This window comes from Priestia sp. P5 (assembly GCF_029522155.1).
In the GTDB taxonomy this organism is placed as follows: Bacteria; Bacillota; Bacilli; order Bacillales; family Bacillaceae_H; genus Priestia; species Priestia megaterium_E.
Genome location: NZ_JAKWFJ010000001.1, coordinates 1,577,163 through 1,591,809, shown reverse-complemented (window position 1 = coordinate 1,591,809; position 14,647 = coordinate 1,577,163). Strand labels below are relative to the sequence as shown.

General features: G+C 39.3%; 16 protein-coding genes. 4 read left to right on the top strand and 12 right to left on the bottom strand.

Going from position 1 to position 14,647, the window contains the following annotated elements; genetic code table 11:
- Positions 1-6 precede the first annotated feature (6 nt).
- The 3 genes from MMB69_RS08735 to MMB69_RS08725 all read right to left on the bottom strand — a co-directional run bounded on the left by MMB69_RS08735 (position 7) and on the right by MMB69_RS08725 (position 4,225).
- A complete protein-coding gene (locus tag MMB69_RS08735; protein ID WP_277447590.1) occupies positions 7-3,045 on the bottom strand; it encodes an efflux RND transporter permease subunit in 3,039 nt (1,012 codons plus the stop codon).
- 121 nt (positions 3,046-3,166) lie between these two features.
- A complete protein-coding gene (locus MMB69_RS08730) occupies positions 3,167-3,616 on the bottom strand; it encodes a DUF6188 family protein (protein WP_277447589.1) in 450 nt (149 codons plus the stop codon).
- 33 nt (positions 3,617-3,649) lie between these two features.
- Positions 3,650-4,225, bottom strand: a complete 576-nt coding sequence (locus tag MMB69_RS08725; RefSeq protein ID WP_221784242.1) for a TetR/AcrR family transcriptional regulator — start codon at positions 4,223-4,225, stop codon at positions 3,650-3,652.
- 260 nt (positions 4,226-4,485) lie between these two features.
- On the opposite strand from MMB69_RS08725, the gene MMB69_RS08720 reads away from it, so the two are divergent.
- Positions 4,486-4,779 carry a DUF3817 domain-containing protein gene (locus MMB69_RS08720; protein ID WP_013083888.1) on the top strand — a complete coding sequence of 98 codons (294 nt, stop codon included), beginning with the start codon at positions 4,486-4,488 and terminating at the stop codon, positions 4,777-4,779.
- Between the two features lie 47 nt (positions 4,780-4,826).
- Here the strand turns inward: MMB69_RS08720 and MMB69_RS08715 are convergent, their stop codons facing one another.
- A complete protein-coding gene (locus tag MMB69_RS08715) occupies positions 4,827-5,201 on the bottom strand; it encodes a DUF7674 family protein (RefSeq protein WP_269871134.1) in 375 nt (124 codons plus the stop codon).
- A gap of 75 nt (positions 5,202-5,276) precedes the next feature.
- Positions 5,277-6,554, bottom strand: coding sequence for an imidazolonepropionase (gene hutI / locus MMB69_RS08710; protein ID WP_221784239.1), 1,278 nt, complete (start codon positions 6,552-6,554; stop codon positions 5,277-5,279).
- Positions 6,555-6,967: 413 nt separating this feature from the next.
- On the opposite strand from hutI, the gene MMB69_RS08705 reads away from it, so the two are divergent.
- The gene (locus tag MMB69_RS08705; RefSeq protein WP_013057818.1) at positions 6,968-7,231 is read left to right on the top strand and encodes a hypothetical protein; all 264 of its coding nucleotides are present in this window, start codon (positions 6,968-6,970) and stop codon (positions 7,229-7,231) included.
- 34 nt (positions 7,232-7,265) lie between these two features.
- Here MMB69_RS08705 and MMB69_RS08700 read toward each other — a convergent pair whose 3' ends face one another.
- The 3 genes from MMB69_RS08700 to MMB69_RS08690 all read right to left on the bottom strand — a co-directional run bounded on the left by MMB69_RS08700 (position 7,266) and on the right by MMB69_RS08690 (position 9,284).
- Positions 7,266-8,093 carry an LCP family protein gene (locus MMB69_RS08700; protein WP_269871135.1) on the bottom strand — a complete coding sequence of 276 codons (828 nt, stop codon included), beginning with the start codon at positions 8,091-8,093 and terminating at the stop codon, positions 7,266-7,268.
- A gap of 133 nt (positions 8,094-8,226) precedes the next feature.
- Entirely contained in the window at positions 8,227-8,769 is a 543-nt protein-coding gene (locus MMB69_RS08695; protein WP_116514105.1) for a GNAT family N-acetyltransferase, read from the bottom strand.
- A gap of 101 nt (positions 8,770-8,870) precedes the next feature.
- Complete coding sequence (locus tag MMB69_RS08690; RefSeq protein ID WP_277447588.1) at positions 8,871-9,284, bottom strand: hypothetical protein; 414 nt, start codon at positions 9,282-9,284, stop codon at positions 8,871-8,873.
- Between the two features lie 181 nt (positions 9,285-9,465).
- Here MMB69_RS08690 and MMB69_RS08685 point away from each other — a divergent pair, with 181 nt between their 5' ends.
- Positions 9,466-10,245 carry an undecaprenyl-diphosphate phosphatase gene (locus tag MMB69_RS08685; RefSeq protein ID WP_221784233.1) on the top strand — a complete coding sequence of 260 codons (780 nt, stop codon included), beginning with the start codon at positions 9,466-9,468 and terminating at the stop codon, positions 10,243-10,245.
- Between the two features lies 1 nt (position 10,246).
- On the top strand, positions 10,247-10,585 hold the full coding sequence (locus MMB69_RS08680; RefSeq protein ID WP_221784232.1) for a hypothetical protein: 339 nt from the start codon (positions 10,247-10,249) through the stop codon (positions 10,583-10,585).
- A gap of 29 nt (positions 10,586-10,614) precedes the next feature.
- On the opposite strand, the gene qoxD is transcribed toward MMB69_RS08680, so the two are convergent.
- Genes qoxD through qoxA form a run of 4 tightly spaced genes read right to left on the bottom strand, consistent with a single transcriptional unit; the run spans position 10,615 to position 14,478 of the window.
- Positions 10,615-10,923 (bottom strand): cytochrome aa3 quinol oxidase subunit IV, encoded by a 309-nt coding sequence (qoxD, locus tag MMB69_RS08675; RefSeq protein WP_013057824.1) that lies wholly within the window; start codon positions 10,921-10,923, stop codon positions 10,615-10,617.
- A gap of 3 nt (positions 10,924-10,926) precedes the next feature.
- On the bottom strand, positions 10,927-11,535 hold the full coding sequence (qoxC, locus tag MMB69_RS08670; RefSeq protein ID WP_013057825.1) for a cytochrome aa3 quinol oxidase subunit III: 609 nt from the start codon (positions 11,533-11,535) through the stop codon (positions 10,927-10,929).
- Positions 11,535-13,478 carry a cytochrome aa3 quinol oxidase subunit I gene (gene qoxB, locus MMB69_RS08665; RefSeq protein WP_013083896.1) on the bottom strand — a complete coding sequence of 648 codons (1,944 nt, stop codon included), beginning with the start codon at positions 13,476-13,478 and terminating at the stop codon, positions 11,535-11,537. Before qoxB ends, qoxC begins: the two co-directional genes overlap by 1 nt.
- A 46-nt stretch (positions 13,479-13,524) precedes the next feature.
- Positions 13,525-14,478, bottom strand: a complete 954-nt coding sequence (qoxA, locus tag MMB69_RS08660; RefSeq protein ID WP_013057827.1) for a cytochrome aa3 quinol oxidase subunit II — start codon at positions 14,476-14,478, stop codon at positions 13,525-13,527.
- Positions 14,479-14,647: the final 169 nt, after the last annotated feature.

The following is a 14,647-nucleotide window of genomic DNA, read 5'->3' as shown; positions in this document are numbered from 1 at the left end:
TAGTTCTTATGTCGTTTCTTTTTCCAGCTGTTTTTCTCTTTTTACTTGTCTTGCGAAGAAGAGTTCGTATACAACTGGAATAATAATTAAGGTAAGAAGAGTAGATGACGCAAGCCCTCCGATCACCGTGATAGCTAAGCCTTTTGAAATCAGCGTTCCGCTTGATGTAGTAAGCGCCAGCGGAATTAATGCAGCAATGGTAGCAAACGCCGTCATTAAAATTGGACGCAAGCGCGTTTTCCCAGCTTCAATAAGGGCTTCACGGATTGTCATGCTTTTTTGTTCACGATTTTGGGTAATTCGATCTACAAGCACAATCGCGTTTGTTGTAACAATTCCAATCAGCATTAAGAATCCAATCATGACGCTGACGGACAGCGGTTCTTTTGCAAGTACTAGACCAACTAACGAACCGATTGGCACAAAAATGAGTGACGATAAAATGATAAATGGAATACGCGCTTTTCCAAACGTAACGAGCATTGTTAAATACACAAGGCCGATTGCTGTTAAAATGGCTAGACCTAGAGATTGGAAGACTTCTACTGTCTCGTCGCTTCCGCCTCCTCCGTCCAAGCTCACATCTTTCGGCAAGTCTAGCTTTTTCACTCCATCTACAACATCTTTGGTCACGGCTTGAACATCATCGCCTTTGATGTCTGCTTCTACTCGCGCAAATACTTTGCCGTCGAGCTTTTGAATAGAAGTGAACGTATCAATTGTACGAACGTCAGCGATATTTTTTACTAACACAGGCCCTCGTTCTGTAAATACTTGAAGATCTTTAATTTCTTTTACTGAACTAAGGTCTTTATCGTATGAAAGCTGAACCGCTCGTTTTGTATTATCTAATTTTAAGTCTCCGACGGATACTGGTTTGGTTTGATCAGAGATTGTACCGAGCAGCTGAAATCCAGATACTCCATACTCTGCGGCTTTATCAGGATCTACTTCTACTACAAGCTGCTTTTGCTTATCTGAGAAGTTATTTGTTACATATTTAAGACGTTTATCTTTGTTTAAGTGGTTTTCCACTTGCTTAGCTGCCTTTTGCAAGTCATCTAAGTTAGAAGAATATAAATCAACCGTTACGTTATTATTTGTAGGAGGCCCTCCTGTTGATGCTTCTTGTACATTAACCGTTGCTTTCGGTGATTCTTCTTTCGTGATGCTTTCCATTTTCTTTTGAACTTTATCAATAAACGTATCAACATTCACGCCTTCTTTTACATTCAAGAAATAGCCAACTTGGTTCGGGCGTTTTACACCTGTTGAAAAGTCGCGTGATCCAACTTCGGTGGTCACGTCTGAAATTTCGTTTTGGTCTGCAAACATCTTTTCAATTTTTAAGGATACATCGTTTGTTTTTTCAAGGGACGTAGATGCCGGTAATTGAACGTTGGCTTGAAGCATTTTTTGTTCTTCATTTGGAATAAACGTAAAGCCTAATGAAGGCACAAGCGCAAATGAACCAAACAGTAAAATAAAGGATAAAATTAAAATTTTAATTTTATGATTAAGCGACCATGCAATCGCTTTTGCATACCCGCGCTGCAGCTTTCCTTCTTTTTCTTCAGGCGGTACTTTTTTAAATGCAAACTTTGCTAGAATCGGCACGATTGTAATCGCTACAAGAAGAGATGCTAACAGTGAAAAAACAACTGTTAAGGCAAACGGCAAGAAGAACTCTCCTGTAATTCCTCCTACAAAGCCGATTGGCAAGAATACGACAACCGTTGTAATCGTAGACGAGGTAATCGCTTTTAAAATCTCTTTTGTGGACGATTCGACAAGCTCATTGCTCATGCCTTCTTCTGAACGGCGCACGCGTCTGAAAATGTTCTCAATAACAACAATACTGTCATCCACTACGCGCCCAACGGCTACAGCCATTCCGCCTAGTGTCATAATGTTAAGTGAAATATCAAGCTGGTTTAAGAAAATAGCTGATACTAACAGCGATAATGGAATCGATATAATCGCAATGATCGTAGCTCGGAAGTTACGCAAGAAAATCAGCACGGCGAGTGACGCAAATAATGCTCCGAGCAATCCTTCGCGCACTAATGTTTCAACAGACTTTTCAATACCGTCAGCTGAGTCAAAGCCGATTGCGTAGTCTAACTGATCGTCATATTTTTTCAAAATTTTCATCGTTTCGCTGGCCACTTCAACCGTATTGGCATCTTGTTTTTTTGTGATGGCCATCGACAGCGCATCTTTGCCGTCATAGCGCGTATATTCGCCTTGTTCCGTTACGGCTTCGACTTTGGCAATATCGCCAAGCTTCACAGGCTTTGCTTCAGGGTTCATCGTAGATTTCAGCTGAATTTTCTTTAATGCATCGATCGTCGCAACTTTTTCTTCTACTCGCACTGGAATTTGAAGCTCTTTTCCATTTAATGCTCCTGCTGGGAATGAAACAGCTTTTTGATTAATTTGTTCTTTCATCTCATCAAGCGTTAAGCCAGCTTGAGCTGCTTTTTCTTTATCGACCGTAATTTGTAAAAGGTCCTCTTTCACGCCGCCAACTGAGACGGAGTTAATACCTTGAATTTTATTCAATTCAGGAATCACTTCATCGTTTAATACTTTTTCAAGATTTGCATCATCTTTCGCAAACAGTGAAATGTTGAAAATCGGGAATGAACCAAATGAAAAACGGTTTACGTCTACATTTGATGACTCTGGTAAATCTAATTCTTTTATCGACGAGTTAATTTGCTGTTCAACTTTATCTAAATCCGTATTAAACGGGAATTCTAAATTAATAATACCGACGTTTTCGTACGATACGCTTTGTACGCTTTTAACGCCTTCAATTCCTTTCACTTGGTCTTCGATTTTCGACGTGACGCTTTCATTTACGTCATCAGGAGAAGCCCCGGGATACGTTGCTTCAATGGACAGCTGCGGAAATTCGATATTCGGCAGTAAATCAATTTTTAGTTTTGAAAATGAATATAGCCCCGCTAAAATAAGTAAAAATGAAACGATAAACACAGCTACCGCATTTTTTAAACTAAATCTCGTCAAAAAATTCATCTTTTTCCTCCGTTACGTAACTAAGTTATTTGAGAAACCTTCATCCTTTAATAGCTGCAGACCCGTTTTATTTTTTTTAACAATTTTAGAGTACCCGTGGGTCAGTTTTTTGCAAAAAAACTCACCTCCTTTCATGTGCTGATGAACTGTCTATACAAACTGAAATTTGATGGTCGCACGCTCCCCCTGGCAGCGAGATAAAGGAAAAGCCGTCTTGACCATATAAATCCCAACCTTCAAAAAAAGAGCTGTCGTGAAACATATCTAGCGCATAGCCATTAGAAAATGTAATTCGAAGTATACCGATATCTTCATACCACTGTATAGAGATAATGTGCTGGCCAAGCAGCAGTGCTTCGACTTGCTGGCGCTGCTCGGCAGAATGCAGCGATTTCCAGTCCGCTTGACCAAGCAAGATGCTGCGTTTGTTTTTTAGTCTCCATGGACATTCTGCCACAAGTCCACCTTTACTAAATCCAAGAGAAAACGGCAGTGTATTGTCAGTGTTCACCTTGGTTACGATTTGCTCTTGAAAATATGAAAAGTTAATTACTGTGCTGCTGTTATTCATCATATCCCTCCATTATCAACCAGTACCGATGAGTCATTTTTGGGTCTCAAAATAGCAGCCTTCAATGTATAAGTTCACAATGAACTCCGCATAGTTCATGATATCTTCTTCTGTTATATCATCATCGGAAACGATATCCATCCTGTACCCATTTAACATGCTGCAAAACGCTTGTGAGTGTAAAAAAGCATTTTTTATTTTTTGCTCTTCAATCAATTTAGCAACAAGTCCGTGATAATCCTCAAAAAATTGATGAAGACGACCCATCATTTCTGGCATTTGGTGAGGGGCTTGCCAAAAAGAGTCCGGATATTTTTTAGTTTCGTAAAAAAAGAGCAGGTGATGCTTCGCAACTGAATACAGCTTTTCATAAAACGTTTGACATTCATCCGTTCTTCGCTTTGCATGATACAAAAACTCATCAAACGAACGATTGTTCACAGCGATATAAAGCGACTCTTTAGACGAAAAGTACAAGTAAAGCGTTCCTTTAGATACACCCGCTAGTTTAGCAATATCAATCATTTTTGCTTCATAGTAACCTTTGGATCCGAACACTTCAAAAGCAGCATCTAAAATTTTCTCTCGCTGCTGTTTTCGGTTTGTCATGATAAAAAATCCTCTCATACGTTTTCGATACTATACATATAAAATAATTAAAATAACTTGTCAACACATAGTGTGCTCTTTTATCCATTGCATCACAAGAGTATGTCAGTTTTTCAAACCAAACACTTCTATAGAGCAAATTAAAGCGTTTTCGACTTTTTTGTGACAGATACAAATGATGCTTGTATATGAAGAGCTCGCTATGGTACATTTTTGTCATTGATACAGAAATTTATTCCGTCGTTACGGGAGGAGAAAACATGGTTCTTACATCACCAATCGGTCGCCTGCGTTTAGTAGGAATTTTAGAAGGAATTTCATTTTTGCTGCTGCTTGGCATTGCTATGCCGCTAAAATATGCAGCAGGCATACCCGAAGCTGTATCAGTTGTAGGCGCAGCACACGGTGCACTTTTTGTGCTGTACGCTCTTGCAGTCGTTCATGTAAAATTCGCGCATAAATGGTCAATCGGCCGCTCTTTATTTGCATTTCTTATGTCGGTTATTCCGTTTGGCCCTTTTATTTTAGAGCGCCAGCTGAAAAAAGAACAGTAAAAGAAAAGAACGTCACGGACATCATGTTTCCATGACGTTCTTTTTCCTTACTGTTCACCACTGTTTTCGCTGAAATGGTCAATCGTTTTCCACCACTTCAGTGAGTGAGGTTTTAATAGCATTCCAATTTCTTCTGGACTAATTTGCTGATCTATAATCATTTCATGCATTGCTTGAAAGAGTCCTGTTGTAACAGCTTCTTTCACATCAGCTTCACCTTCTATATACAGCTGTTCAATCGCTTCAAATACGTCCGGTTCACGCTGGAGCTGGCCATTATATTCAAGAGAGATTAAATGACCCGCAACACGGCTTAATTCATGCTGCAGCTCGTTTTTATCGTTGAGGTCCACTTCTTCGCTTGGCTCAAAAGAGGGGCAAGCTTCTTTTAGTAATGGAATAACATCTTGTTTTGTAATCATATCTAAATTCCCTGCCTTTGCATGTGTGACAAATTCTCTATTCTTTACCCTTTTCTCTTTTTCTATAAACTTGTTTTACAAAACTTTTCCGTTTTCTACAACTACTTCTCCTTTTTTCACTACGCAGTCAATATGATTTAAACCATACTGATATTGAAGGGTTCGATAACTAGAGACATTAAAAATCGCTAAGTCAGCCTGTTTTCCGGCTTCAATACTACCAATCTTATCTCCTTGATTAATAGCATGCGCTGCGTTAATAGTTGTAGCTACAAGCACTTCTTCAGGACTCATATTCATATTCATACATGCCAGGTTCATCACAAATTGCTGTGAAGTCGTTGGAGATGAACCTGGATTGCAGTCTGTAGAAAGAGCAACCGGAACGCCTAAATCGATCATTTTTCTAGCATCTGGCCATTTCATTCCAACAAATAAGGAATTCCCCGGTAAAAGTGTGGCTACGATCCGTTTTTCAGCCAGTTTCTTTAATCCTTCATCAGAAGCATACAAAAGATAATCTGCTGATATCGCTCCTACCTCTGCTGCGAGCTCCGCTCCTCTGCAGTATTCAAAGGGGTCGGCATGTATTTTAGGAAGCATGCCATGGCTTTTCCCGGCTTCGAGTATTTCTTGGCATTGTTTGAATGAAAAAGCATTTGGAAGACATACAGCATCATTAAATGCTGCAAGCTTATAAGAAGAGATTTGAGGAATCATTTCGTGAATAAGTAAATTGACATATTTCTGCGTATCTTTTTTATATACAAGAGGTACGACGTGTGCGCCTAAAAAGGTACTTACTACATCAACTGCGTGCGTATCATTCAGCATTTTCGCAATTTGCAGCTGTTTTAGTTCTGTTTCTAATTCTAACCCATACCCGCTTTTCACTTCTATAGTTGTGACTCCGTGAGCTAGAAAAGACGTAAGACGCTCATAGCTCTGCTGATAAATCCGGTACGCATACTCTTCCTGTGTTTGAACGACAGTGGAGTGAATACCTCCACCTTCTTCTAATAAATCCAAGTAAGAAGTTGGCCTTTCAAACCGCCTATAAAATTCTTCCTCACGCGAGCCAGCGTACACAGCGTGCGTATGGGGATCAATCAGACCCGGAGTCACAATTTTATGAGAAGCATCAATAATCGTTGCATCATTTCTTTCCCTTTCATATTTTTGTTCTAGCTCTTTTGTTGTACCTACGGTCACAATTTGATCTCCTTCTATCCAGACTGAGCCATTTTCAATCACCGTCAAGTTTCTCATTTCTTTTCCAGCTAAAGGACCTTTATTTTCTCTGGCCGTTACAACTTGCGAAGCATTTTTAATCCATAGCGCTTTTTTTGACATCGTTGAATTTCCCCCTTTTCTAGCGTGTACCACGTTTTGGGGCCTCATGTTTACCGTAAACTCATTTAGATTCACCTACACATTTCGCATCTCTGCCTTCTTTCTTGTAGGTAGAAATTTGAAAAAGCATGTCCATGGTCTGAAAAGCGTGTTTTTAAGTCTTTAAAGCTAGATAACTTATATTTTTTTCAATTATATACGCTTTTAGACCCTTCTTTTCTCCGTTTTCTTACTTATTGACTCTCATTTTATACAAATATATCCTTATATACTAAATCTTTTATCACATGTATTTTATAAACATCACGGCGAGTTCCCCTCAACAGGATAAATAATAGATTTCTAGGAATAGAACGTTTATAATATTCTTTGAAGTTTTACTTTTAGAAAGATTCACTAATGGAGGAAGAAATATGATTGTCAACTATAAAAACCAAGCAACCGGTCATCGCATGAATAACGGCTGGAATCTTTTCTACGCGTCAAACTTAACGATGTGGCGCAAAGACGAAAAGTATTTGCTTTTAGATGAAAACCAAGATGTGGTGATGATCTTTGGCTTTAAAAAAGACGAAATCATTCTAGATAAATTGCAAACGTGGGGCTATACATTTGGTGTCCATCCAGAGAAAAAACAAATTTCCTGCTTGCAGCGTCAAGAAGAAATTGGTGAATAAAAAGAGGGCTGAATTTCTTCAGCCCTCTTTTTTATTAATGGGTTTGTTGAAACATAGCGCTCAGCTGTTTTTTTTCAGATGGTTTGACAACATAATACCATGTACCATCTACCACTTGCCCTTCTCCTTTTACCGTTACAGTTTCGAAATCAGGCCGGCCATTCTTAATGATGTTATACATCGTAAATGCATCGCTGACATCAATATTCGTTCGAATATGCTTCTTTACAAGCGTGAGGAGACTTGGAATGTTTTTCACCGTTGACATGTTCATTCCTTTATCTAATAGGGCTTCCACTACTTGACGCTGTCGATTATTTCTTCCTAAATCTCCTTTTGGATCTTCGTGTCTCATCCGCACATAGGCAAGAGCTTTTTCGCCGTTCAACGCATTTTCTCCTTGGGGAAAGATAAATGAATCAAACACAAAAGGAAACGGGTTCTTAACGTTTACTCCGCCAAGTTCATCTACTACACCTTTAAAGCCTTCCATATTTACTTTCACATAATAATCGACATCGATATCTAAGAAGTTCTCAACCGTGCGCACGGTTAAAGGAATGCCTCCGTATCGATAAGCATGATTAATTTTCTCATCCGTTCCTTTTCCATCAATGTGCACGCGCGTATCTCTAGGGATCGGCATAACTTTTGCTTTATTGTGGCTCGTATCTAAGTTGACCACCATTAATACATCTGAGCGACCTGTATCTCCTGGCCTTTCATCTACGCCCATCACTAGTACATTAAACGAGTGAGGCTGCTCTTTAGCAGATGTTTGCTGTTGATAGGCAATTCCAAATCCAGCGGTTCCTAAGAGCAAAATACATGCCGCTAAGATCCCTATTTTGTATTTTTTCATTCATACGGTCTCCTTTACACATCACTTACTCTCTATATGCCTTAATGAATGAAAATTTATACCTTTTTAGAGAAATTTAAACACACGTCAAAAAAGCCTGCTTGTTGAGAAGCTGGCTTTTCACTAGTAGATTTTAGCCTGATTTTTGATGCACATCACGCTGTGCCCATTCACTTTCTAGCATACTCATTTCAATTAAGCTCCAGTACTGTCCATCTACAAGCCGAACATCTCGAAGAAGGCCTTCGCGTGTAAAGCCAATTCGTTCATAGGACTGAATCGCCCGCTCGTTAAAATCAAAGACGCCGAGCGAAATTCGGTGAAGACCCAGTTCTTCAAAACCGAAAGCTAACACTTTTTCAAACATGTGCGAGCAAAGCCCTTTTCCTCTATACTTTTCACCAAGCAGTACTCGGCCAATTCTTCCTGTTTTATGATAATAATCAATGTGAGCCAGAGAAATATGCCCAATAAGCTGTTCATTGTCATCTATGACGGAAAAAGCATAGGTAGAAGCACCATCTTCATTTGCATATCGAATGTAGTGTTTTAACTGTCTAGGAGTAAGCGGAAAAGAAAAGCTAGAGCCGCTCCACTGCACCATAAATGACTCGGAGGGAATCCAATCCATTAGCTGTTTAAAGTCTTTTTTGGAGAACGGTCGTAGAGCTATCACATAATTCTCCCCCTTATTATTTCTGACTTTTCTAAATATATTACATTTATCATAATAAACTGTCAACTGTCTATGTAAAAAAAAGCCATCATTTCGATGACTTATAGCTGTAATGCTTTTCTGAGAAGAGTTAAATCATGAGTAAATTCAAAAAAATAGGTTCTATTTTCATTGTCAAATACCATCATGATTGGTTTTTGGTTTGGTTCAAGAACAAAAATAACTTCACTTGCCAGCGTGTTGACCGCACTATTTTCAATTTTTACGGCTGGATCAAGAGGTACTTTGACAAGATAGCCTTTTTTAGGAAGCGGACTTGCCTTTTTATATAAACCAGTAATGGACGCAATACTTTTTTCGGCTTCTTTTTGAACACTTGGAGGTTTGGGCGTTGAACGAACGACTCTGCCCGTTTCAATTTGAAATACCTCTACTTTTGGCTGTTCAGCACTTACTGCTTGCGGAAAAATAAAAGCAGCGAATACGACGCATACAGCAACCCATTTTCGTATCATTTTCAGCACCTCTTTCCATTGTGGATGAGATGGAGATAAGAATGGTCGTCTCTTCTTATACTATGACCTATTTTTATGTATTTATTTCACTAAATGAATGCCTATACTTCCATGTTTTTGTCATGTTCTCAGAACTTCCTCTATACACTACTAATAAGGACACGCTGTATGAGGTGATAAGATGTCGTGGTTTGAAGCATTTATTTTGGGAATCATTCAAGGGCTTACAGAGTTTTTACCGATAAGCAGCACGGGGCATTTGTATTTAGGGCGCCACTTATTTGGATTAGACGATGCAGGATTGTATTTAGATACGATGCTGCATATGGGCACTCTGCTTGCTGTGTTTGTCTTTTATAAGCGTGAGCTATGGCATATTATTCGTCATCCCTTTAGCAAGCTTACAGGGCTCTTAGTGATAGGAACGATCCCTGCAGTGGCAATTGGTCTTTTGTTCAAAGACTATTTTGACAGTATTTCTAGATCTGGCTTAACGATTGGCTGGGAATTTCTTGCGACGGGACTGCTGTTATGGTTTGGTGATTCCGTAAAAAATGGCTATAAAAAAATGGATCATATTTCATACGGAGATGCCTTTTTTATCGGCTCGTTTCAAGCAGCTGCGATATTCCCTGCTGTATCCAGGTCAGGCTTAACGATGGTAGCTGCGTTAATGCGAAAATTAGACCGTGAAACAGCCGCTTACTTTTCATTTTTATTGTCCACTCCCGCCATTTGCGGAGCGGTGTTACTTCAGTTAAAAGATGTAGTCACAGGTGAAGTCGAGCAGCTTTCCGTTTTCTTTTTATTCGTCGCCACCCTTTCATCTGCTTTATTTGGTTATGTAGCGGTAAAATGGATGATCAATTATTTAAAGCATCATTCGTTAAAAACGTTTGCGATTTACGTTTGGGTATTAGGTGCAGTCGTGCTGGTTTGTCAGTTTACGGGGGTGTTTTAAGATGAAGATGAAAGTCCGGACGCTTTTTTTAGTATTGTTTTTTGCCGGCATTTTAGTCGTGACAAGCTATGTTGATAACAATTCCCAGCAGTCGTTTGACAGCTTAGCTCACCTTTCACTTGATGGAGGAGCTGTTGAAACCTCTGCAGATGAAGACGAGGCGGAACAATTAAATATGTCAGTCAAAGAAGTTCATGTTAAAACAGAAAAAAGAGGCGGATACCGAATTGAAGTGTACGAACAAGTAAATGTTTATAGCGATGATAAAGGAAAGGTAGTAAAAAAAGTTCCCACGGGAGAATATCAAACGTTGAAATATAAACTGAATGAAAAAAAATAAACCACTTACCGAAGTAAGTGGTTTTATTTTTAATGGTTAAAGTGAGCTGCAAGAATCCACAGTGTACCAACAACGATACAAAGTGCAATAAAGAAACTGTAAAGAATATTTGCAACCTGTACTTTACCATTTTCACTTTCAGTCATGTGCATGAACATTACTAGCTGCATTGCTGCTTGTAATAACGCTAGGATCATGATAAGAGTCATCGTAATGCTTCTTGATAGATCAGCTAGCACTACTAAACCAAGCGCTGCGAATGTTAAGGCTAGTGAAAGGATAAGCCCAAATACATGACTAAGCGGAAAACCTGCTTTTTGGCCTTGTTTATTTTCCATGTCTTATCCCACCAATCCGTTCAAGTATACAAGCGTGAAGATGAAGATCCATACAACATCAAGGAAATGCCAGTATAAACCGATAATAAATACTTTACGAGCAGTAACTGGTGTTAATCCTCGTCTTACTAATTGAATAATAATACTGATTGCCCAGAATACACCGACTGTTACGTGAAGACCGTGCGTTCCAAGTAGTGTAAAGAACCCTGATAAGAAGGCACTTGTTTGCATTGTTGCACCTTCGTGAACTGCGTACATGTAAAACTCACGAATTTCGTAGAAAAGGAATCCTCCACCAAGGACAAGCGTAATAACGAACCAAACTAAAAGTCCTTTTAAATCATTATTACGCATTTTAAAGATGGCAATTCCCATCGTGAAACTACTGAATAGTAGTAACAGCGTTTCGATCATAAAATCTTTAACAACGAACAGTTCTTCTGCAGTAGGGCCACCCGCTGTGCGCGTATGGTACGTTAAGTACGTTACGAACAGCGTAGAGAACAACGCGATCTCGGCACCTAAGAAAATCCAGAATCCAAGGATATTCAGGCGACTTTGTTCTTCTTGGTATTCTAACGGCAATGATTTATCTAAATGTCCTGCCATTATTTGTCACCCCCTGTAATTCCTTCAACCTTCTTGATTTCATCTACTTTTACATAGAAGCCCGGATCATAATCAAATGAACGAGCAAGCATACAAGCAAAAATACCTGCTAATCCAACGATTGCCATTGGAATCCATTCAAATACTAAGCCAAATCCACCGATAAACCAGAAAATACCTGAGATAAACGGCACACCAGAGTTGCTTGGTAAGTGAATTGGTTTTAAGTCTTCTGCTTTAATTTCTGTTTCATTACGTTTTTTCATGTGCCAGAATGCATCCATTTCTTTCACATGAGGAATTACTGCAAAGTTGTAAGCTTGAACTGGTGATTTAGTCCACCACTCAAGTGTACGACCATCCCAAGGATCGTTTGCAGTGTCGCGTTTGTTTTTCCATGCACTGTATAATAAGTTAACTACTAATACGAAGAAGCCAAGACCCATTAAGAATGCACCGATTGTTGAAACTAAGTTTAATCCGTTCCAGCCAAGGTTGTCTGCATAAGTTTGCATACGACGAGTCATACCGTCTAAACCTAGGAAGAATTGCGGGAAGAAACATACGTTAAATCCAACAACAAAAATCCAGAATGAAATTTTTCCTAATTTTTCGTTCAACGTGTGACCGAAAATCTTTGGATACCAGAAGTATAAACCTGCGAAACAGCCAAACACTGTACCAGAGATTAATACATAGTGGAAGTGAGCAATTAGGAAGTAACTGTTATGATATTGATAATCGGCTGATGCCATCGCAAGCATAACCCCTGTTACCCCACCGATTACGAAGTTTGGAATAAACGCTAATGACCAAAGCATCGCAGTCGTAAATTTGATACGGCCTTTATACATTGTAAAGAGCCAGTTAAAGATTTTAACTCCGGTTGGTACGGCGATTAACATCGTTGTGATTGAGAAGAACGAGTTAACTGACGGTGAGTTACCCATTGTAAAGAAGTGATGCACCCATACAAGGTAACTTAAGAATGCGATACCGACCATTGATACAACCATTGCTTTATAACCGAATAAGTTCTTACGAGAATGTGTACTGATAACTTCTGAGAAGACACCGAATACCGGTAAAATAACGATATATACTTCAGGGTGACCCCAAATCCAGAATAAGTTAGCCCACATCATTGGAAGACCGCCGTTAGCCATTGTGAAGAAGGCTGTTCCGAATACACGGTCAAGTGTCATAAGTGCAAGCGCTACTGTTAATACAGGGAACGCGAAAATAATAATAATTGATGTGATGAAGATTGACCAAGTAAACATTGGCATTTTCATCATTGTCATGCCAGGGGCACGCATTTTTAAGATTGTTACAAAGAAGTTGATACCAGTCATCAATGTACCAGCACCAGCAATCTGTAGTGAAACGGCATAGAAGTTATTTCCAATACCTTCACTAAATTCTTTACCTGCAAGCGGGAAGTAACTTGTCCAACCTGCATCAGGAGCTCCTCCGATTACGAAAGAAAGGTTAAATAGCATTGCTCCCATAAAGAATGTCCAGAAACTAATTGCGTTTAAGAACGGATATGCTACGTCACGCGCACCAATTTGTAATGGAACGATTACGTTCATTAGTCCGATAATAAATGGCATTGCCATGAATAAGATCATGATAACACCGTGAGCCGTGAAGACTCCGTTGTAGTGATGTTCATCTAAAATGTTCATACCCGGGAATGCAAGCTGCATACGCATCATGATTCCATCGATTCCGCCGCGGAAAAGCATTAATACAGCTGAAAGGATGTACATGACACCGAGTCTTTTATGGTCAACTGTTGTTAACCATTCTGTCCATAACCATTTCCATTTCTTGAAATATGTTAAGACAAAAACGATACCGATGACCGTCATAGCGATTGCTGCATCAGCAGCGTAAATCATAGGTTCGCCAGTGACGAAAAATTCATCTAGCTTCATTATGTCTTCCCCCAATCATTACGTTATTTAGTGTAATAAATGAATGTTATTCATGATTTGAGTGATCCATGTTTTCCATTTCTTCATTACTCGTTTTTTCGTCTTCTTTCATCTTGCTGTGATCATGTCCTGTACCACGTTCTAGCTCTTTGCCAGGAATGTATACATCTTTTGCATGGTCAATCCATTTTAAATGTGTACCGTTGTAAGTTTGACGACCAACAACGCCCGGGCTTAGGATTTGATCATATTTCTTTTCAGTCAATTTACCAGCTGTACCTTTTACGTCACTAACCCACTCTTTGAAGTCTTTGTCCGTTTGAGCTTGAACTTCGAACTGCATTTGAGTGAAATGTTCACCAGAGAAGTTAGCACTACGTCCCATATAAGAACCAGGCTTATCAGCTTCTAAGTATAATGGCATTGACATGTTGTTCATCGAATATTTTTGTCCGCCAAGTTCTGGTACCCAGAATGAGTTCATAGGCCCTTGAGCTGTTAACTCAAATTTCACTGGCGTATCCGCTGGAATGTTTACGTAGTTAACCGTCTCGATATTTTGTTCCGGATAACTGAAAATCCATTTCCAGTTTGCAGATGTAACGTGAATCACGATTGGATCTTTATCCTTTGATTCTGCCGGTACTTCTTCTGCAGAATAGATCGCTTTAACAGTTGGCACTGCTAATAAAATTAAGATGATGATTGGGAATGCTGTCCAAATAACCTCCATCTTTAAGTTACCTTCTTGCTCAGGTGGCTCATAGTCCATGTTTTCAGGTTTTTCACGATATTTGACAAGAACAAATATAAAAATAGCAAATACGACAACAACCACGATCAACATCATCCACATAGACCAAATGATTAAATCAGATTGCGTTTTTGCAACAGGACCTTGCGGGTTCAATACAGCAAGCTTTGAACAACCGCTCAAAAATACTAGTGAAAGCGCAGATAGTAAACCTACTAGCTTCCAAAATCCTTTTTTTGGTTTCACTTAAAACTCTCCTTTCTAACAACACATGATGCGAAGCCTATATTGATGAACATTCAAAATGCGCTATCTTTCGCTAGATAACGACATTTTTATACAGACTCTCTTCCCCCTTATTTGTAGGCCACTACTATTGTAATACAAAATGACATTTTTTTCGTCCCTTTTGCTT